Origin of the sequence: Myxococcus sp. AB025B, assembly GCF_006518215.1 — a bacterium.
Lineage (GTDB): Bacteria > Myxococcota > Myxococcia > Myxococcales > Myxococcaceae > Myxococcus > Myxococcus fulvus.
Window position 1 is genome coordinate 1 of sequence record NZ_SRLW01000030.1, and the last position, 20584, is coordinate 20584.

Genomic DNA, 20584 nt, shown 5'->3' on the forward strand with positions numbered 1-20584 from the left:
CCCCGCCGGCTGAAGGCAGCGCCCCCCCGGAGGCGAGCGGCGCCGACAAGAAGGCCGAGGGCGACAAGAAGGCCGAGGCTCCCCCGGCGTCGCTGCCGCAGAAGGTGGACCCGGCCACGTTCGACCGCGCGCTGCAGGACTACTTCGACGGCAAGCCGCGCGACGCCGCCGGCCCCCTGTACGCCTGGCTCGAGGCCGCGCCCAAGACGGACGACAACTACGCCTGGGGCCAGTACTTCCTGGCCAGGAGCCTCATCGACCTGGGGCTCACGCACGCGGGCGCGTCGTACCTGGCGCGCATCGCGCGCGAGCGCACCAACCCCAACGTCATCCCGCGCGCGCTCGACGCCCTCAAGGCGCTGACGGACCAGCCGCACGATGACGTGATGATCGACGAGCAGGTGTTCGGCGCGCTGGACCTGGGCTTCCTGCCCGAGGACACGGGCGCGTACGCGCACTACCAGCAGGGCCTGGTGGACCTGCGCGTGGGCAACGAGCGCTGGGCCAACACGCACTTCGCCAAGCTGGCGGAGACGAGCGCGGAGGCGAGCCACGCGAAGTTCGCGCTGCTCGTCACCCGGCTCAAGCAGGTGAAGGAGCCGTCCGAGGAGCTCATCTCAGACTTCCTCACGCTGTCCAAGGACGAGAAGCTCACCCGCTCGGCGCGCAACGAGGCGGCGCTCGCGGTGGCCCGCCTGCGCTACGAGCGCCAGGACTACACGGGCGCGCTGGAGGCCTACAACCTGGTGAAGCTGCCCGAGCTGGACCCGGGCCGCGCCAGCCTCTACCTGGAGGAGGCGTGGACCCGCTACAAGCTGGGTGAGCCGCGCGCGTCGCTGGGCATCCTCACCACGCTGGACGCGCCGTCCTTCCGCGACGAGTTCCTGCCGGACAAGTACCTGCTGCGCGCGCTCATCTACCGCGACCTGTGCCACTACCTGCCCGCCAAGCGCGCCGCCAAGGAGCTCACGCGCCGCTTCGCGGACTCGCTGGAGGCGGTGCGCAACCGCGATGACCTGACGCAGGACATCCGCCTGCGCCGCGCGGCCAACTCGCACGGCGGCACGAAGCGGGCGGCGCGCTTCGTGGAGACGCTGGACCTGGAGGGCGAGCGCCTGGGCCGCTACGCCGGCAGCTTCGGCGACCGGCTCTTCACCCACCTGACGAAGCTGTATGACCTGTCCCGCGCGGAGGCCGTGCGGGTGTACGACGCGCGGCTGGCCAAGGCGGTGCGGCAGGAGGCGGACACGCTCCTGCGCGCGGCCGAGCAGGTGCGGCTGATGGAATACGAAGTGGGACTGAAGCTGTACGAGCGCGTGAAGAAGGGCTCCAAGCTGGTGGTGCCGGTGGATGAGCCCCTGCTGACGCCCGACAGCGTCGCCTTCCGCTTCGACGGCGAGTACTGGAACGACGAGCTCAAGTCGTACCGGGTCAGCATCGAGAGCCGCTGCATCGAGGAGACCCCATGACCGGCCAGCTTACCGGCCTGATTGCCGCCGCCCTGCTGGCGGCCGCCCCTGGAAGCCCTGGCCGCAACGCCGCGGGCTTCAACCCCATCGTGTCCAAGGCGAAGGAGCGCGACGAGCTCATCGCCAAGCTCAAGCGCGACATCTTCAAGGTGGACCGCGCCATCGGCGAGACGGAGAAGCTCATCTCCAAGAGCCGCAACGCGCCGTACCTGCCGGACCTCCAGTTCCGGCTGGCCGAGCTCTACGTGGAGAAGAGCCGCTACGTGTACTACCTGCAGGCCGAGTCCCGGCCCGAGGGAGCCACGGGCGCCATCGTCTCTCCCGAGACGCGGCTGATGAAGCAGAAGGCGGTGCAGATGTACTACCGCCTGTTGCGCGAGTATCCGGACTTCAAGGACGGCGACCAGGTGACGTTCTACCTGGCGCACGAGCAGCGCGAGCTCGGCCAGTTCGACGAGATGCTCAAGACGCTGGGCGATTTGACGCGCAAGTTCCCCAACAGCCCGCTCAGGCTGGAGGCGGAGCAGATCCTCGGCGACCACTTCTTCGACAAGGCCGACCTGGTCGAGGCGGAGAAGCACTATCAGGCCATCCTCGAGGCGCCGCCCTCCCCCGTTCACGACCTGGCCCGCTACAAGATGGGCTGGATTCGCGTGAACCAGGCCAAGCACGCGGAGGCGGTGACGTTCTTCGAGGCCGCGGCGGCCAGCGCGCCCCTGCCGGGCGTGGACGTGAAGAAGGCGCTCAACGTCAAGCGCGAGGCGCTGCTGGACCTGGTCTACAGCTACACCGAGGCGAAGCCCGCCAAGGGCGCGCTCAACTACTTCGAGAAGCTCAGCGACAGCCGGGCCACGTACGCGCTCGCGCTGGACAAGCTGGGCAACCGCTACTTCATCAAGCAGCAGTACGAGTGGGCCATCCCCGCGCTGCGCAAGCTGATGGAGATCCAGCACGACCCGGAGCTGGACCTGGAGCGGAGCCAGAAGCTCTACGACGCGCTCAAGGCGGCCAAGGGCAAGGTGCTGCCGGAGCCGGAGGACCTGCGCGTGCTGGTGCGCGCGGCGGTGCAGAGCAAGACGGACCCGGAGCTGGTGGAGGTCGAGCGCAAGAAGCAGCTCGCGGAGCTGGAGGAGATGGGCCGCGACCTGGCCACCCAGCTGCACCTGGCGGCGCAGAAGAAGGAGGAGAAGGAGCTCTACCTGAGCACCGCCGAGGCGTACGAGGCGTACCTGAGCCTCTTCCGTCCCGAGCAATACGTGCGGCCGATGATGAAGAACCGCGCGGAGGCGCTCTTCTCCGCCAAGGCCTTCCCGGAGGCGGCGCGCCAGTTCGAGGAGCTGGCCCGCTACGAGGCCAAGGCCAAGGACGCGAAGGGCGAGGAGGACGCCCTCTACGCGGCGCTGCTCGCGCACTTCTCCACGCTCAAGCCGGAGGAGGCGCTCAAGCGCAACGCGTATGAGGTGGCGGACGCGCGCCAGGCCATGAAGCTGCTCGGCGCGGAGTACGTGTCGCGCTACCCCAAGAGCCCCAACGCCCTGGACGTGAAGTTCAACATCGCGCGCGCCTTCTACGAGGACGGCGACTACCCCAAGGCCGCGGAGCTGTTCACCGCCTTCGCCCTCTCCCATCCGCAGCACAAGGAGTCCACCGTCGCCGGCAACCTGGCGCTGGACAGCCTGCGGCAGGTCAACGACTTCAAGGGCCTGGACGAGACGGGCAAGAAGTTCCTCGGCGCGCCCCTGCCGGGCAACTTCCGCGCGGAGGTGCAGAAGATCCTCACGCAGAGCCGCGCGGAGGCGCTCGACGAGCTGGCCCTGCAGAGCGCCCAGGAGACGGGCGACGTCATCCAGGGCCTCGTGAAGGTGGCCGACGACAACAAGAACAGCGACATCGGCGAGAAGGCCCTGTACGGCGCCTTCACGGCGGCGCGCGAGAAGCGGGACTTGCAGGCCGAGCGCGAGCTGGGCTCCAAGCTGTCGCAGGACTACCCCAAGAGCCAGTACCTGTCGGACGTGCTCCTGACGCTCGGTCGTCACGCGGCGGAGGCCGCGGCGTTCGGCGAGGCGGCTTCGTGGTTCGAGCAGGTGGGCCAGAAGCTGGGCTCGGACGTGGCCGGCGTGGACGGGTGGCTCGCGGGCGCCAGGCTGCGCATGGCGCTGGGCGAGTACAAGGAGGCCGCGCGCAACCTGGAGACGGCGGCGGAGTCCTCCGGCGCTCGCAAGGGCGACGTGCTGGTGCTGCTGGCCGAGGCGCGGCTGAAGGCGAAGGACTACTCGCGCGCGAAGCTGGCCGCGGAGGCCGCGCTGAAGCAGGACCCCAGGAGCGCGGGCGCCGCGGCGGTGCTCGCCGAGGTGCAGGCGACCACGGCGCCCACGGCGAGCGCGGACGCGCTGGTGGCCACGCTCACCACGGCGGTGCAGGGCCCCAATGGGCAGACGGAGGAGGCGGCCAAGGGCCTGTGGTACCTGGGCGAGATCCTCTACCGCGGCTACAAGGACCTGCCAGCGGACAAGGTGGAGGAGAAGGTCGCCGCGCTGCAGGGCCTGGAGGGCATCTACACGCAGGCCGCGTCGCTGGGTTACCCCGAGTGGGCGGTGGCGTCGCTGTGGCGGCTGGCGCTGGCGTACGGGCACATCGCGGACGTGGTGGAGTCCACGCCGGTGCCGGGCGGGCTGTCGGCCTCCGAGTCGCAGCAGTTCCAGGCGGCGGTGAAGGAGCAGGTCGGGCCGCTCAAGGCGCGCTCCGAGGAGGCCTTCAAGGCGTGTCTGTCCCGCGCCGAGTCGCTGGAGGTCTTCAACGCGGCGGTGGTGGGCTGCCGTGCCCGCTCCGAGCAGGCGTCGCTGCCGGTGCCGCAGCCGGGCGCGCCCATGCAGTCGGCCGCGCTGGACGAGCTGCGCAAGAAGGCCGAGCGCACGCTCAGCGTAGAGGCGCTGGAGGCGCTGGGCATGGCGTACCTGGACGCGCGGCAGTTCGGCGTGGCGCAGCTGACGTTCGGCCGCGTGACGGAGCTGCAGGACACCAAGGCCTCGGCGCACTCCGCGCTGGGCTGGGCGCTGCTCAACATGGGCGACGCGATGGGCGCGCGCGAGGCCTACGCCAAGGCGATGGACTCCGACCCCACCTACGACAAGGCCCGCCTCAACCTGGCCGCGCTGCGCTGCCGCTTCGGCGACGTGGACGGGGCCCGGCGGGAGCTGGCGGTCCTCAAGGACGTGGGCTCGCTCACGGGCTCGGACGTGGACAGCGCGGGCTGGAAGGCGTGCAAGTGAGCCCGGGCATCCGCGCCACGTCCGTCTCCAGTGGCCGGCCCTTCCGGGGGCTGGCGCTGGCCGCCGTGCTGGTGGCCGGTCTGTGCGCGTGCGGCGACGAGGGCGGCCGGCTGGAGGGCAGCGTGTCGCCGCTGCTGGACCTGCGCTACACGCGCTCGGAGGCGGTGCTGGCCGAGGGCGAGCTGTCCATCAACTTCGTCAAGCCGCAGGGGCCCGGCGTCAACACGCTCCTGAAGGTCAGCGCGCGCGTGGGGGACATGATTCCCGAGGGCTACACGGGCGGGTTGGACATCAACCTCGCGGAGGTTTTGGAGGGTGGCGCGCAGCGAGGCGCCATCGGCCGCAGCGTGCTGGACGAGCCGGCGCGCGTCTTCCCTCCGCTGGAGCGGGGCTCGCTGGTGGTGCAGCGGATTCCCACGGCGCAGGGCCAGCGCATCAGCGGCGAGTTCCACGTCACGTTCGTCAACGGCACCGACATCTATTCCGGCCGCACCATCTTCGGCAGCTTCGAGGCCACCGTTCCATGAAGCACTTGCTCCTGCTCACCCTTCCCCTGCTCGCCGCCGGCTGCGGCTCCAGCTACGGCATGAAGGTGCCCAACTCGTTGGTGAAGAAGCTCCCGTTCGAGGTCCGCATCGAGCTGCTCGAGGCGGAGAACGAGCTGGCGCTCGCCGTCGACAAGGTGGACGAGGCGAACAACGAAATCGACCGGGCCCGCGACCACATCCGCCGCGCCAAGGACCGCTTGGAGGCGGCCGAGGACGAGGTGGACCGGGCGACGGACGAGGTGTCGCGCGAGGTGGCGAAGCTGGCCATCGAGGAGTCCGAGGCGCGCGTGGAGTACCTGCGCGCGAAGCAGCGGCTGTCGGTGGGCCTGCGGGACGTGTCGGAGCTGGCGCGCGACTGCGCCTTCGCGAAGTTCGAGCTGGCCAAGCTGACGTCGGCCCGCAAGGCGAAGGTACAGGGCAGCCAGGAGCTGGACCCGAAGGAGTTCGAGGAGCAGGTGGCCGAGTGCGAGGCGGAGGTGAAGTCGGAGAGGGCCGAGCTCGCCGAGGAAGAGAAGGAAGAGAAGACGGCGCGTGAGGCGTGGGAGGCGAAGAAGTCCGCCCTCGCCAAGAAGACGTTCGACGCGCGCGCCAGTCCCTACGTGGAGAACCTGTGATGACGAAAGCCGGCGTCCTAGTCCTCCAGTTGCTCACCGCCCAGACGTCTCAACCCGACGCGGCGGCGCTCGAACGCACCGCGGCGGTGGAGAGTGCCCGGTTGCGCACGTCCCCGGACGACGCCGACGCCCTCTACCGTCTGGGCACGGCCTTCCTCGCGCTGAACAAGCCGAAGAAGGCGGTGGAGCCGCTGACGAAGCTGGTGGAGCTGGAGCCGGAGCTCGTCCCGCCGAGGCTGGCGCTGGGCCGCGCGCTCAGGCTGGCGGGCGACGCGCAGAAGGCGCGCACGCTGCTGGACCAGGCCATCGCGGCCTTCCCCGAGGACGCGACGCTGCGCTCGGAGCGCGGGCTGCTGGCGCGCGTGCTGGACGAGACGGACGTGGCCATCAGCCAGTACTCGGTGGCGGTGGAGCTGTCGCCCCAGGACGCGGAGCTGCGCTTCAACCTGGGCGAGGCCCTGCAGCGCGCCAACCGCACGGACGACGCCATCGAGGCATACCGTGAGGCGCTGAAGCTCAACGGCCAGTTGAACGTCGCGCGCATCAACCTGGGCAAGGCGCTGGCGGAGAAGGGCCTCAACGGCGAGGCGAAGGCGACCTTGCGCGAGGCCACGCGCGAGAAGCTGGGTGACGCGGAGGCGCACTACAACCTGGGCGTCATCCTGCTGCGCGAGAACGACTTCGACGGCGCCATCGGCGAGTACCAGCGCGCCATCGCGGCGGACCCGAAGCACGCGCGCGCGCAGAACAACCTGGGCGTGGCGCTCAACGAGAAGGGCGACCCGCGCAAGGCCACCGACGCGTTCATCAAGGCCATCGCGGCGGACCCGAAGTACGCGGAGGCGCACTTCAACCTGGGGCTCGCGTACTACCAGCTGGGCGACAACGTGCGCGCCACCAAGGCCTTCGAGAAGGCGCTGGTGCTCGAGCCGCGTCGGGCCAGTGGCCCGTACACGCAGCTGGGCCACCTGTACCTGGAGCAGGGCAAGAAGAAGCAGGCGGTGGAGGCGTTCAAGAAGGCCATCGAGAAGAGCTCCGACGACGGGAAGAAGACGACGGAGGCGTACCAGGGCCTGGCCCGGGCGTACCTCTCGCTGGGCAAGGCGGACGAGGCGGTGGCCACGCTGAAGACGGCGGTGGAGGCGTTCCCCAAGGACGCGGCGGCGCGCGCGGGTTACGGCGAGGCGCTCAAGGCCAAGGGGGACCTGGATGGCGCCATCGCGGAGTACGAGGAGTGCGTCGCCCTGTCGCCGACGGTGGAGAACCGGCTGGCGCTGGCGGACACGTACGCGAAGAAGCGCGTGGCGGCGAAGGCGCAGCCCCTGTTCCTGGGCGTGCTGAAGGAGGACCCGAACCACCGCGCGGCGAAGCTGGGGCTGGCGGACCTGCTGATGGCGATGGGGGACTACCCCGGCGCGGAGACGTACCTGCGCCCGAAGGAGGGCGAGGAGGCCGACACGGCGGCGCTGGCGCGGCTGGGCATCGTCCACTCGCGGCGCGGGCGACCGGAGCTGGCGGTGACGGAGCTGGAGGCGGTGGTGGCCAAGGACCCGGCGCAGATTGAGGCGCGCGCGGAGCTGGGCTTCCTGTACCTGCGTGGTGGTGATGGGGCGAAGGCGCGCAAGGTGCTGAGTGATGCGCTGGCGGTGGAGCCTCGCAACGCGCTGACGTTGTTGTACCTGGGCCATGCGCTGTACCAGCAGGGCAACACGAAGGACGCGGAGAAGTCCTTCCGGGGCTCCGCGCAGGTGGACCCGACGTTCGCCGAGCCGCACAACGCCCTGGGGCAGCTGCTCGAGGCGACCCAGCGTGTGGATGAGGCGAAGCAGGAGTATCAGACGGCGCTGAAGCTCCAGCCGAATCACGAGGATGCGCAAATCGCCCTGAAACGCCTGGGCGGTGCCGCGTCCGCGAAGGCGGAGTAGTCAGCCGGCGGGCGAATGCCCGCCCTCGTCAACCCGGGGCCACGGCCCTGGCCCGGGTCCGAGTGGCGGTGATTCACGCCGGGATGCCGAGCAGCACCGACTGACGCGAGCACCGTGTCCGCGCTGGCGCGTCCCCCCAGCCAGCGGCTTCACGCCAGCGGACACAGCAGCGGCTCCTCCTGAGTTCACTCCGCATGGGCGGTTGTTACGCCGGGATGCCGAGCAGCACCGCACCCACGGACACGAGCACCGCACCCGAGAGCTGACGGTGTCCGAGGCGCTCTCCCTGGAACGCGGCGAGCAGCAGCGCGAAGGCAATGGAGGTGTTGCGCAGCGTGAGCACCACCCCTGCCCCGCTGTCACTCAACGCCGTCAGCAAGAGCGAGAAGGACAGCATGCTGATGGTTCCGCCGATGAGCACCAGCCAGGGCCGGCACCACGCCTGTCGCAGGAGCTCCACGAAGCCGAGCTGTCGCCCGCGCTCCACCATCAACACCGGGAGCGCGATGAGCAGGCCCGTGGTGAACAGGGCGGGCGGCAGCGCACGCTCCGCCAGCGCCAGCTTGTAGCTCAGGTGATAGCCCGCAATCGCCACCGCTGACAGCGCGGCCCACGCGACGCCCGAGGCCGCGCGGCCCTGAGGACGCGACACGTGCATCACCACCAGCCCCGCGCCCAGCACCCACGCGCCCGTCAGTGACCACACGGACACGCGCTCCGCCAGCAGCAGCACCGACACCGGCCACACCAGCAACATCGCGCCACCGCGCGACACCGTGTACGCGAGCCCCAGCGGTGCCCGGCGCAGGGCTCGCGCGAGCGCCACCAGGTAGACGCTCTCGCACGCTCCCGCGCACAGCGCCCACATCAACCCTCGCGTCGTCGGGAATGCATCGCCCCGCATCCCGAGCGCCCACAGTCCTCCGCCCACCGTGGCCACGGTGATGACGCCCACCACCCCGGCCTCCGGATTCGGATGCCGCTTGAGCATCGCGTTCCACGACGCGTGGAGGAAGGCGGACAGCAACACCAACACCAGGGCAGCGGTCTGCAACGAGGCACCTCGGAACGACGAGGCTCCGTATCTACTCCAGCCGCCCCGCTCGGGTCCTCATCTGCTCACGAGGCGCCATCCGGTCTGCCTGGCATCACGCTCCCGAGAGGAACCCGGGCCTGGTGGGCGAAGGTTGACGCGCCATCCGCCTCGCGCAGGTCCTCACCTGCTCACGGGTCCGATTCACCGGGCCCGCTCCCAGAGAAGAACCGTGCAGGCAACACCGGCCCCGTGGGCACGGGCTGACGTTCGAGCTGGCGCTCGCGTCCGAAGGTGTACCGCGCCTCCGCGTGCGCCCCGAAGGACCCGCCTCGCGCCTGCGCGGACAACACCAGGTCCGTCTCCGGAACCACGCCGGGAGCAACCGCCACCACACAGGGCGTCACCCGAGCATGGGCCCCCGCGCTCCTCGGCAACACGAACTCCGTGGAGCCCTCGACGACACGCGCACCCTCGGGGAGCACGATGCTCACCTCGATGTCCGCGTCGAAACCCGCGCGTCGCTCCACCTCGGCCACGAGTGACAGAGCACCGCCCTCGGACACCACCTCGCGCCAATCGACCCGCATCGGCGCGGGCATTCGCGACGTCAGCCCCATCGCCGCGCCCGTGGCACTTCCCGAGTGGACATGTTCGTCCGACGAGGTCCGGGGTTCTTCCTCGCGACCGCGCGAAGAAGGTGTCCGAAAGAGCGCCTCTCGCACCTGATGACGCGCACCCGACTCGCGCACCACGGCGGTTGCCGTCGACACGCTCCCGCGAGACGAGGCCCGAGCAGGTGCCTCCACTTCGCGCGCCATCCGAGGCGTGGCACGTGAAGACACTCCACGGCCCACGGCTGCGCCCTCCTGCTGTGAGAGCGGCGGCGAAGGCTCCGGACTCCTACGTGGACGCCCTCGGGCTCGCTCCACTCCCGAGGCCACTCCCGCCGAGAGCGCTCCCACCAACGCCAGCACCGCACCCGCGATGCGCCGTCGAGGACTCTCGAGCCACCTCATGGGCGACCCGCGTCCACTCCCCATCATCGACACGACGAACTCCCTACGGCCCCTGGCGCGAACATGGACATGCTCCGCTCACCTGCACAGGGGCGCGTGGCTCGGATACGGATACGCCACGGCGGGCTCGGTGGCGGCGTCCATCAGCTCGCGGGGAAAGCCTCCGCACATGAGCGCATCCAGGAAGTCCGCCAGACACGGCGCGGCCTCCAGCGTCTCCGCCACATCCACGGGCGTCCCCTCCTCCATGCGCCACGTGTGCTTGCGATAGCCCCGCGCCCACGGAGCCAGGTTCATCGCCGGAGCCGCGAGCGACTCGTACAACAGCTGCCGCGACGGCGTGCTCGTGCCCAGCCGATAGAGGATGGCGGCCACCTCGTTCTCCTCGATGGGCTGGAGCAGCCCGTCCTCGGGACGAGGCCGGCTCCACGCAATCATCTCCGGTGAGCGTGTCTCCAGGTCCAGCCAGAACATCGTCCCGCCCTGGCGGTCGTAGTAGCGGGGACTGCCACGTGTGTCCGAGCTGAACCATGTGGCCCACCCCTCGCTCCACGCCTGCCCCGGAAACGTCGGCACGCCCAGGAAATGAGGCCCGCCCTCGGCCGGGCTCGTCCCATGGCTCGCCATGGCCCAGTGTCCCAGCTCGTGGAGCACCATCGCCTCGGACCACCACGCCGCATCCGAGTCCCCGGGCAGCCAGAGCTGCGCGGACCAGCGGCGCCCCACCGCCGTCACCTGCCACGGCGCGAAGCACGCCCCACAGGACCACGTCGTACCGAAGCCCAGCCAGGCCACCAGCGGCAGCCCCGTGTCGCCATATCGCTCCCGCGTCCCGTGCCACGCCGCGCTCACCGCCTCGAACACCGCCGCGGCCCCGGAGCCCTCGGACTCCTCGATGGCGACCACGGGTGAATCGAGCAGCGCACGCGTCGGCCTCGACCAGCTCCAGATGCGCGCCGAGGAACCAGGCGTCGCGGGCACGCCCTGCGCACCCGACAGTCCCGGGTCCGCCACCGCGTACTCCACCAACCCCGTCTGCCCCTGCCCCGCCGCGTACACCACCACGGCGTCCTCCGCGCCCACCTCCCGCGCCACGCGCACGGTGAACCGCCCGGAGCCATCCGTCACGGCCAGGTCCACGAGCGCCCCGCCCTGGAACGACGCGACGAGGAAGCCCCGCGCGGACACCCACTCCGCCTCCGGCGCCCAGTCGCGGAACGACGGGTCCGGCAGTCGCCGCGCATAGCGGGCCACGCCGCTCAGCGTCCGCCCGGGAGCGCCGCAGAAACCGCGGTTCCCCTCCGCCACACAGCCCGCGTCACACGCGGAGGACGCCCAGCGCCCATCCGCGCAGCGCTCCAGCGCGCCCGCGTCGGAGCAACGGGACATGCCCTCCACACAGGCCGCCGCGGCCTCGCAGTGCGCGCCACCTGCTTCCACACAGGCCTCACCCATCGCGCAGTCCCGCTGCTGGAGCCGTCCATCGACACAGCGCTCCACCACGCGAGGGCCCAGACATCGCCCCTCGGGGGGAAGCGCGTCACAGGCGATGCGCATCCGAGGGCTCTCCTCGGGCAGGGCGCCGCACGCGCTCTGTCGGCACGCCTCATCGGAGGGCTCGCACGCGGAATCACAGGGCGCGCCCGCGCCGCACGCCAGCAACCCCACGCTCCACACCACCAGCGCCCACGCTCGCACCGCGGACTCGAAACCCACCAGGGGGACATCCTCCACGCCCGCCACACTGGTGACGGGTGCGCGGCAGGACAACACGCGCTCCTCCGAGGACCGCAGGAGCAGGAAGCGCGGGGGTCCCCTGCTCGCTCGCATCCGAGCGCGCACTCTGTCCATCAGGAGACAACAGCAGCTGGAACACCGCCTGCCCGGCTGCTCCACGCCCGAGGACGGGCGGTCAGCCTGGGGTCAGACAAGAACACTCCTCGCGGGGGCGGGCGCCCGGCGGTACAGCCTGGAGGGAGGCCGGGTTCGCCGCACACCCCCGCGAGAAGCAGCTTCAGACAACAACTGCCAGACTCCCGCTCACGCGGGAGGTGAGACGCGGCCCGAGGGGATGACGAAGGGACCGGGCACCTCCGGCCACTCGACGACCTGGACCTGCAGACCAAAGGTGCTCGCGATGAGGTCCGCGCGGAGCACCTGCGCGGGAGGGCCCAGCTCCACCAACCGACCTCCCGCGATGACGGCGATGCGATGCGCGTACCGCGACGCCAGGTTCAAGTCATGGAGCACCGCGAGCACCGCGCCACCGTTGCGCGCGAAGTGCGTCGCCTCTTCCAGCACCAGGTGCTGATGCGACAAATCCAGGCTCGACGTGGGCTCGTCGAGCAACAGGTAACGGCCCCCATGCGCGGGCGCATCCCAGAGTTGCGCCAACACGCGCGCCAGCTGCACGCGCTGCCGCTCGCCGCCCGACAGCGACGTATACGGACGCGAGGACAGGTGACGGATGTCCATCACGTCCAGCGCCGCCTGCGCCACGTCCAGGTCCGCGCCACTGTCACCGCGCATCGGATGCGGACTGCGTCCCAGCAGCGCCACCTCCAGCACGGTGAAGCCGAACCCCAGGGACGACTCCTGCGGGAGCACGCCCAGCCGCAGCGCGCGCTCGCGAGACGGCCACTTCAAGAGCGGGCGCCCATCCAGCAGCACCTCGCCCACGGTGCAGGGCAGCTCGCCCGAGAACGCGGACAACAGCGTGGACTTGCCCGCGCCGTTGGGCCCCACCACGGCGAGCACCTCGCCGGGCACCAGCTCCAGGGACAGCGGCCCCAGCGTGCGCCCTCGGCCCCGCCACACCTCGACTCCTCGTGCCTCCAGGCTCATAGGGTCCCCTTGCCGCGCGCCAGCAACACGATGAAGACGGGCACCCCCAGCGCCGACGTCAGCGCGCCCACGGGCAGCTCCACCGGAGCCGCCAGGGTGCGCGTCAGCGTGTCCGCCACGACGAGCAGCGCCGCGCCCAGCAGCGCCGAGGCCCCCATCAACCGCCGGTGGTCCGGCCCCATCCCGAGCCGCAGCAGCGCGGGGACCATCAGGCCCACGAAGCCGATGACGCCCGACGCAGACACCGCCGCCCCGACGCCGAGCGCTCCCGCCAGGATGAGCCTGCGCTTGAGCCGCTCCACGTCCACGCCCAGGTGCCACGCCTCGCGCTCTCCCAGCAGCAGCAGGTTGAGCGAGCGCGCCTCGCGCAACAGCAGCGCCAGCGCCACCAAGAGCGGCGCCGCGGCCGCGCCCACCACGCTCCACGAGGACCCGCTCAGGCTGCCCCACGTCCAGAAGGTGATGGTGCGCAGCTGCGCGTCGGTCGCGATGTGCGTGAGCAGGCCGATGCCCGCCCCCGCGCCCGCCGTCACCGCCACGCCCGCGAGCAGCACCCGCGTCGTCTCCGAGCGTCCTCCCCCCGTGCCCAGCCGCTGCGCGAGCAACGTCGCGCCCAGCGCGCCCATGAAGGCCATGCCCGGCACCGCCAGCAGCCGGAACGCGCCCAGCCTCGAATCGATGGACAGGTCCAGGATGATGGCCAGCACCGCGCCCAGCGCCGCGCCGCCCGAGGTGCCCAACAACCCCGGCTCCACGAGCGGGTTGCGGAACAGGGCCTGGAGCGCCGCGCCGCACGTGGCCAGCACCGCGCCCACCATCACCCCGAGCACCACGCGCGGCAGGCGGATGGACAGCAACACCGCCTCCTGCACGGCCTCCAGCCGATGTCCCGTCTCCACTCCGAGCGCTCCCAGCACGCTGCCCGCCAGCCCCAACAGCGGCACCCGCACCGAGCCCACCGAGAGCGACGTCAGCGCGGCCACCGCGAGCACCGCGCCCAACACCCACCACGGACGTGGACGGAGCCGGGCCGGATTCACCAGCTCGCGCGCGGGATAGCTCGCGGGAGCCGGTGCCACGTCCGAGGCGCTCATTTCGCGTCCCGCGCCGGCAACCCCATGCCGTCCTGGATGCGCTGCACGGCCTTGCCCAGGTTCGGCCCCAGGCTCATGAAGTGCACGTCCTCGACGGTGGTCGTCTTCCAGCCCTTCACCTGGGACAGCCCCGGCACGTTGCGGAGCGCCGCCTCACCGCCGAGCGCCGTCAGCGTGCCGTCTGGCACCAGGATGATGTCGGGCGCCGCGACGATGACACCCTCCGCCGTCAGCGGCCGGTGCCCCGAGTACTCCGTCACGGCGTTGACGCCGCCCGACAGGCGGATGAGCTCGTCGGTGGGCGTCTGCTTGCCCGCCACCATCAGCGCGTTGGCGCCCCGCGCGTACAGCGCGAGGATGCGCACGGGCTTGCCCTGCTTGCCCTTGGCGGCCCGCGCCGCCGCGTCCTGGAGCTGCTTCTCCAGGTCCGCCACCAGCGCCTCGCCCTGGGACTCGCGCCCCAGCTTCCTGGCGAGCACGCGGACGCGGTTGCGCGCCTCGTCCAGCGTCGGCTTGTTGGACAGGATGACGACGTCCAGGCCCGCCGAGCGCAGCTGCTCGAGCACGCCCGGAGGCCCCGCCTCCTCGGACGCGAGCAGCGCCGTGGCGCCGAGCGCGACCAGGGGCTCCGACGCGAGCGCGCGCTGGTAGCCCACCTTGGGGCGGCCCCGCGCCACCGGGAGCGCGAGGCTGGTGTCGTCCACGCCCACCACGGCCTCGCCCATCCCCAGCGCGAACACCGTCTCGGTGACGGCGGGCCCCACCGTCACCAGCTTCACGGGCGCGCCCTTCGGCGCGGGAGCCCCCGTGGGCGCGCTCTTCGCGGCGGGCGCGGCGGCCAGCGCCCCCTGCGACAGGAGCAGCGCGGCGAGCCCCAGGCTCCAGCGCTTCATGACGCCACCCCGGGCGCGGGCAGCACGGCGACGAGCTCTTCCACCAGGGCCCGCCAGTCGGTGGACTCGGGCACGCCCGGCTTCCGCTTGCCGAAGAGGAGCGCGATGTTCTCGCCGTCCTTGTCGAACAGCTCCAGCGACGTGACGACGCCGTCCCGCGTGGGCTTGCGGACGATCCAGGCCGAGTGGATGTGGTCGGTGCGCAGGTGCAGGTTGAAGCTGGGGTCCAGCACGTTCATCCACGGGCCCATGGCCTTCACCGTGTGCACCGGGCCGGTGTGGATCTGGATGGCGCCGGGGTTGCCCACGAACACCATGATGGCCAGCCCCGAGGCCGCCACCTTCTCCAGCACCCACGTCAGCGACGCGGGCGCCACGGGCGTGACGAACTCCTTGCCCACCAGCCGCAGCGCCTGGGTGCGCGCGACCTTGAAGCGGCGCAGCAGCGGGAAGAAGTCATGCGTGTCCTGCAGCCCGCGCCAGCCCTCCACCAGGCCCGCCACGTCGATGTCCGCGTCCGGACGCGGCGCCTCGGGAGCGGTGGCCGCCTCCACGGGGACGAGCTTCGTCTGCTCCGCGTGGGTGAAGTCCTCGACGATGCGCTCGAACGCGGAGACGCCCTGCGCGTCCTCCAGATAGATTTTGTGGAGGGCCATGCCGGTGGCGTCGAAGAAGTGCAGGCTGCGGCGGATGCCCTCGGGCCGCGTCTCGCGCACCGCGTAGCCGAAGCGCCAGCGCGTCAGGAACAGGCGCAGGTCGATGTTCTCGTCGAGCACCAGCGCGACGGCGCCGTTCACCTCGATGTTGCGATACAGGCCGCGCTTCTCGTGCACCGCGCTCTCGTTGCGCGTGAGCGTCATCACCTTGCCCAGCGTGTCCAGCCGGGGCAGCAGGGCATCGAGGCGCAGGTCCAACCGGACGACGTCGCCGCCCACGCCGGTGGCGAGCAGCTGGGCCTCGCTCACGCCCAGCTGCTGGGCCGCGTCGCGGATGCGCGTGCGCGGCTCGGCCTCGCGCAGCGCGTTCCAGCGCTGGAGGAGGGCGGTGGGCTCGGAGGAGGAGGCCGTGGAGGCAGGGTTGGAAATCATGGCGGACACCTGGAAAGGGGGGAACAGAGCGGCGACCTCAACGCGAGGCCTCGGCGGAGACTTCTTCGGACGGCACGTCATCGACGGCCGCACCACCCGTGGGCGCCGTCAGCTTCGACCAGCGCAGCTTCAGCATCGCGGGCGTGCCGGCGTCGTCGTAGTAGGACTCCATCTTCACCTTGACGTACGCGCCGGAGTCGGTGCGCACCACGTACACCTGCGCGCGCGGCGTCAGCTTGTGCGTGGACACGTCATACGAGTACCAGGCGCCGTTCGCCTCGAAGACGGTGTCCGGGTCGGAGCCCTCGTCGTCCCCGTCGTCCTTGTCCACCGCGTAGCCGCTCGCGGGCGCCTGGGTCAGCCCCGCGAAGTCCTGACCGGACACCACCGCCACCTCCACGCCGCCCGTGCCGTTGACGCCGCCGCGCGAGCGGATGTGGTAGCGATTGAAGGACAAGTCCCAGAGCGCGTCTGTCTCCGGCGGCACCTGCGCGCCCTCGTCCAGGTCCAGGCCAATCCAGACCGACGAGTCCGTGGCGTTCACCGTGGTGGTGATGGAGCCGTCCGCGTTGCTCACGTGGCTGATGTGCGTGCCGTCCGTCGGATCCAGGTCCTCGCCCGGCGTGGGCTCCAGGTCGTCACCGCAGGCGGCGAGCAGACCGGACAGGCACAGCGCGGCGGCGACGCGGGACGCGCAGAGGAAGGTGGGACGGGACATACGGGCTCCTGGGAAGTGGGGGTGGAAGCTCACAGCCGGACAGCGACGCCGGCCTGGAAGGAACGCGGAGGAATGGGCAGGTCCGTCGGGTTGCCCGCATCGGCCAGGTTGGAGCCGAGGACGAAGAACTGGAGCGCCTCGCGCGGACGCCACGCGATGCGCGCGTCCAGGGAGAGGTACGCGTCCGAGTCGTACGGGTTGGCGACGCCGTCCCCATCCGTGTCCGGATAGAAGGGCCGCTGGCCGACGAGCGCGCCGCGCACCCACGTCTCCAGGCCCCACTCGCGGTGGCGCCAGGTGACCTGCGCCGTCAGCCGGTGGCGCGCCTGGCCCTCCAGCGCGCGCTCCTGCGACTGGTCGCGGCCGTCGGTGAGCGAGTACGCCAGCTCCCCCGACAGTCGCCACGGGAGCTGCTGACGGAGGCCCAGCTCGCCGCCGCGCACCCGCGCGCGCGCCACGTTGACGTAGGAGAACTGCTGCTGCTCGCCGCCCTGCTCCACCGACGTCCCAATCATGTCGCGCAGCGAGTGCTGGAACGCGCTCACCCACAAGAGCGAGCGCTCCGTGGGGCGCACCTCGGTGGCGACGCTGAAGCTGCGCGAGCGCTCCGGCTTCAGGTCCGGGTTGCCGCGCACGACGTAGCCCACCGAGGGGTTCTCGAAGTCGATGAGCAGCTCCTGGAAGCCCGGCGCCCGGTAGCCCCAGCCGTAGCTGGCGCGCACGGTGAGCCACGACAGCGGGTCCACCTTCGCCGCGAGCCGGGGCGTCACCGCCGAGCCGAACTGCGTGTCCACGTCCACGCGCGCGCCGGGGACCACCACCAGCCTGGGCTCCGTCAAGAGCGTCCAGCTGTCCTGCGCGTAGAGCGAGCCACGGCCCCGCTCGCCCGTGCCCGTCTCCAGCCGGTCCGCCGTCAGCCACTCGCCCAGCGCCTCCGCGCCGACGACGAGCGCGTGCCGCTCACCCAGCCGCGCGTCCAGCTGCGTGCCCAGGCGGGCCTGCTGGTCGCGCGTCTGTTCCACCGAGTCCAGCGCGGAGGAGCGGCGCTGGTCGCGCAGGTACGTCCGCTGGAAGCGCGAGTACGAGCCCTCCACGCGCAGCGACGCGTCGTCGCTCAGCTTCCACGACGGCGCCACGCGCGAGTTGATGGACGTGTCGCGGCTGGCCCGGTCGAACACCGCGCCGGTGGCCCCCAGGTCGATGCCGCGCTGGGTGCGCCGCGAGACGCCCGCGGACGCCTCCAGCGACATCGCCCCCTGGCTCTTCAGGTCGCCGCTCGCCGAGACGTCGAAGCCGTCCAGGCTGCTGCCGCTGGTGCCGACGTCGGTCGTGTCCAAATCGTAGGACGCGCGGCGCTGCAGGCCGCCGCTCAGCCGCAGCCCCCAGCTCTCGCCTCGCGCCTCACCCGTGGCGTCCAGGTCCAGCCGGTCCAGCTGGCCGTACGCCAGCCGCAGCTCTCCGCCGAGCGGCCTGCGCGCGCGACGGGTGATGAAGTTCACCACGCCGCCCACCGCGTCGCTGCCGTAGAGGACGGACGAGGGGCCCTTCACGATTTCGACCTGCTCCACGTCCTCGAGGGACAGGCGCGACAGGTCCACGCTGCCGGCCACGCGGCCCGCGACGCGCTCGCCGTCCACCAGCACCAGCACGTACTCGGGCCCCAGGCCCTGCACCTGGAGCGACGCGCCCGCGAACGTCTGGTTCACCACCAGGCCCGGGTGCGCCGCGAGCAACTCCGACGCGTCGCGCGCGCCGCTGGCGACGATCTCCGCGCGGGTGATGACCTCGGTGGCCACCGGTGTCTCGCTCAGTCGCTCCTGCCTGCGCGACGCCGTCACCACCGTGCGCGCCGTGGGCACCTCGTCGAGCGACGCGTCCGTCGGCGCGGGCACGGGCGTCGAAGATGCCGAGGTCGTCGAGGCCCCTGGACCCGCGACGACCTCGGCCTGCTTCGACTGCTCCGCCGCATCCTCGGTGACGCCCGACGCGGAAGACTCCGACTGCGCCGGGACCTGCTCCCCGGCGGACTGAACTTCAGCAGGGACAGAGGACTCGGGCGCGGCATCCCCGGGCTCCGACGACCTCGAGCCCCACGCCATCGACGGCGCGGCACAGGCCAACACGAAGAGACACCAACTGCCGCGCATACAACGTCCTCCGGCCCGCGACCGGTCGAGACTCCAAGGCGTCCTGGAGTTCCGACGGGGCACTGGGCTCAACGGCCTCGGGCCTCAAAGTCCAAACCTGTGACACCCCGGGACGGGCGCCCCGGAACTCCCACCGCTCAACCGTGCGCGCCCGTCGCGCTCCCATCACCCGGCGGCCGCTCCAGCGGCACCACCCGCGTCCGATGACACCGCCGGCACTTGAGCTCCACGCCCTCGGGCACCAGCCTCGCCAGCAGACTTCCGCACAGACACCGCAGCTCGCCCGCCTCGCCTTCCCGCTGGCATCCGTCGCGCATCTCCACCCCGGTGTCTGAAACGCGACCGACGATATTGATACTCATTATCAAAGTCAACCTCCTCTCCCAGGTTCTGTCCCGGGGCGGACAGGTGCGGGTTCCAGGAGGACGGTGAGTAGGGATTGGCGCACCCAGGGACAGTCCGGAGCGGACACTCCGTGGGGCCCGGCGCGGGCGGAGGGCTCGCGGCCAGGGCCATGCCGCGCGGGCGGGGGCACCGTGGAGCTGGGCGCGGACGGCCTCTGGATAGGGAGCGGCACCGCGCGGGTGGGGGCACCGTGGAGCTGGGCACAGACGGCCTCTGGATGAGGGGCGGCACCGCGCGGGTGGAGGCACCGTGAAGCTGGGCACAGACGGCCTCTGGGTGAGGAGCGGCACCGCGTGGGCGGGGCGCCTTGGAGACGGGCGCTGACGGCCTCTCGATGAGGAGCGGCACCGCGCGGGCGGGGCGCCGTGGAGCTCGGCGCAGACGGCCTCGAGATGAGGTCTCGGCCCAGGCGGCACAGCGCGGGCGGGGCGCCGTGGAGCTCGGCGCAGACGGCCTCGAGATGAGGTCTCGGCCCAGGCGGCACCGCGTGGGCGGGGCGCCGTGGAGCTCGGCGCAGACGGCCTCGAGATGAGGTCTCGGCCCAGGCGGCTCAGCGCGGCGGGGGCGCCGTGGAGCTCGGCGCAGACGGCCTCGAGATGAGGTCTCGGCCCAGGCGGCTCAGCGCGGCGGTGGCACCGTGGAGCTCGGCGCTGACGGCCTCTGGATGAGGGCTCGGCCCAGGCGGCACAGCGCGGGCGCGTGCGCCGTGGAGGCTGGCGCGGATGGCCTCGCCGCCGAGGAGGGAACCCGGCGCCAACCCTCGGCGCTGCGGCGCTTCGCACAACTGGCGGCCTCGCCGTCGAGGCGAGCGCCGGGCGCTTCCCCTCGACCTAGTGGAGCTTGGGGCGCGCGGCGGCTTCGCGCTGGATGCGAGGCTTGGGCGTCACCATCCGGGCGATGCCGTAATAGAGCTGGTCCTCGGTGTAGACCTTGCGCACGCGCCGGTGGGTGCCGGGGACGTAGGCGGGGCCGGGACGCTCCAGCCACTGGAGCACGCGCACCTCGCCGGTGAGGGCCAGGGCGGAGAGCAGCTCCGGAGGGCACTGCTTGAGGTAGCGGCGCACCAGGGGGCGCAGCTTCCGGGAGAAGTCCTTGCCGAGCACCGCGTGCCTGCGCCCCGAGTGCAGCGTGCCGTCGAAGCGGCGCGACATGTGGAAGAGCTCGTGCATCACCGTCTCCAGCCGGGCCTGGGCGGTGGACCCCCGGAAGAACAGCGGCCGGAGGGTGATGCAGTAGAGCATCCGCCGGCCGCGGATGCGGATGACGGGCTTGCGCCGGCCCCGGCGGTCCTTGCACTTGCCGCCCCGGAAGCACAGGGGCTTGACGGTGCCGCGGGAGGCTCGGCGCGCCTCACCCGCCACCACCAGGATGCGGCCCGCCTTCACGTGGGCGAACTCCGGCAGCTTCGTCGCGATGTCCCGGACGAGGGCGCGGACCGTCTTGTTGAAGTTGGGGCGGCGTCGGACCACGAGTGGTGGACAGTCTAGCGGAAAAGCCCTTGGGGAGGCCCTCCAGGGT

At 71.6% G+C, this 20584-nt stretch carries 16 protein-coding genes; 5 read left to right on the forward strand and 11 right to left on the reverse strand.

Annotated features, from left to right (window positions below):
• From FL311_RS07335 to FL311_RS07355, 5 genes are all read left to right on the forward strand, one after another.
• Positions 1-1469: hypothetical protein (locus FL311_RS07335; RefSeq protein WP_228556724.1), on the forward strand; the 1469-nt coding region annotated here is incomplete at its 5' end.
• The gene (locus FL311_RS07340) at positions 1466-4738 is read left to right on the forward strand and encodes a tetratricopeptide repeat protein (RefSeq protein ID WP_141324221.1); all 3273 of its coding nucleotides are present in this window, start codon (positions 1466-1468) and stop codon (positions 4736-4738) included. The genes FL311_RS07335 and FL311_RS07340, both read left to right, overlap by 4 nt.
• Positions 4735-5265 (forward strand): hypothetical protein, encoded by a 531-nt coding sequence (locus tag FL311_RS07345; RefSeq protein ID WP_228556725.1) that lies wholly within the window; start codon positions 4735-4737, stop codon positions 5263-5265. The genes FL311_RS07340 and FL311_RS07345 overlap by 4 nt, the downstream gene beginning before the upstream one ends.
• Positions 5262-5900, forward strand: a complete 639-nt coding sequence (locus tag FL311_RS07350; RefSeq protein ID WP_141324222.1) for a hypothetical protein — start codon at positions 5262-5264, stop codon at positions 5898-5900. The genes FL311_RS07345 and FL311_RS07350 overlap by 4 nt, the downstream gene beginning before the upstream one ends.
• Entirely contained in the window at positions 5900-7825 is a 1926-nt protein-coding gene (locus tag FL311_RS07355) for a tetratricopeptide repeat protein (protein WP_141324223.1), read from the forward strand. Before FL311_RS07350 ends, FL311_RS07355 begins: the two co-directional genes overlap by 1 nt.
• Before the next feature lie 205 nt (positions 7826-8030).
• On the opposite strand, the gene FL311_RS07360 is transcribed toward FL311_RS07355, so the two are convergent.
• The 11 genes from FL311_RS07360 to FL311_RS07410 form a co-directional block, all read right to left on the reverse strand.
• Positions 8031-8879, reverse strand: a complete 849-nt coding sequence (locus FL311_RS07360) for a DMT family transporter (RefSeq protein ID WP_141324224.1) — start codon at positions 8877-8879, stop codon at positions 8031-8033.
• Between the two features lie 170 nt (positions 8880-9049).
• A complete protein-coding gene (locus tag FL311_RS07365; protein WP_141324225.1) occupies positions 9050-9448 on the reverse strand; it encodes a hypothetical protein in 399 nt (132 codons plus the stop codon).
• A 507-nt stretch (positions 9449-9955) separates the two neighbouring features.
• Positions 9956-11647, reverse strand: a complete 1692-nt coding sequence (locus tag FL311_RS07370; protein WP_153882670.1) for a hypothetical protein — start codon at positions 11645-11647, stop codon at positions 9956-9958.
• 270 nt (positions 11648-11917) lie between these two features.
• Entirely contained in the window at positions 11918-12721 is an 804-nt protein-coding gene (locus tag FL311_RS07375; protein WP_141324226.1) for a heme ABC transporter ATP-binding protein, read from the reverse strand.
• Positions 12718-13815, reverse strand: a complete 1098-nt coding sequence (locus tag FL311_RS07380) for an iron ABC transporter permease (RefSeq protein WP_141324227.1) — start codon at positions 13813-13815, stop codon at positions 12718-12720. Before FL311_RS07380 ends, FL311_RS07375 begins: the two co-directional genes overlap by 4 nt.
• Positions 13812-14708, reverse strand: coding sequence for a hemin ABC transporter substrate-binding protein (locus FL311_RS07385; RefSeq protein WP_141324228.1), 897 nt, complete (start codon positions 14706-14708; stop codon positions 13812-13814). Before FL311_RS07385 ends, FL311_RS07380 begins: the two co-directional genes overlap by 4 nt.
• Positions 14705-15796 (reverse strand): hemin-degrading factor, encoded by a 1092-nt coding sequence (locus tag FL311_RS07390; RefSeq protein WP_141324229.1) that lies wholly within the window; start codon positions 15794-15796, stop codon positions 14705-14707. Before FL311_RS07390 ends, FL311_RS07385 begins: the two co-directional genes overlap by 4 nt.
• Positions 15797-15833: 37 nt before the next feature.
• The gene (locus FL311_RS07395; protein WP_141324230.1) at positions 15834-16514 is read right to left on the reverse strand and encodes an HmuY family protein; all 681 of its coding nucleotides are present in this window, start codon (positions 16512-16514) and stop codon (positions 15834-15836) included.
• Between the two features lie 29 nt (positions 16515-16543).
• Complete coding sequence (locus FL311_RS07400; RefSeq protein ID WP_141324231.1) at positions 16544-18661, reverse strand: TonB-dependent siderophore receptor; 2118 nt, start codon at positions 18659-18661, stop codon at positions 16544-16546.
• Between the two features lie 137 nt (positions 18662-18798).
• Positions 18799-19023, reverse strand: coding sequence for a hypothetical protein (locus tag FL311_RS07405; RefSeq protein WP_228556726.1), 225 nt, complete (start codon positions 19021-19023; stop codon positions 18799-18801).
• Positions 19024-19896: 873 nt separating this feature from the next.
• Positions 19897-20535: a hypothetical protein gene (locus FL311_RS07410; RefSeq protein WP_141324232.1), complete on the reverse strand. Its 639-nt coding sequence runs from the start codon at positions 20533-20535 to the stop codon at positions 19897-19899.
• Positions 20536-20584 lie beyond the last annotated feature (49 nt).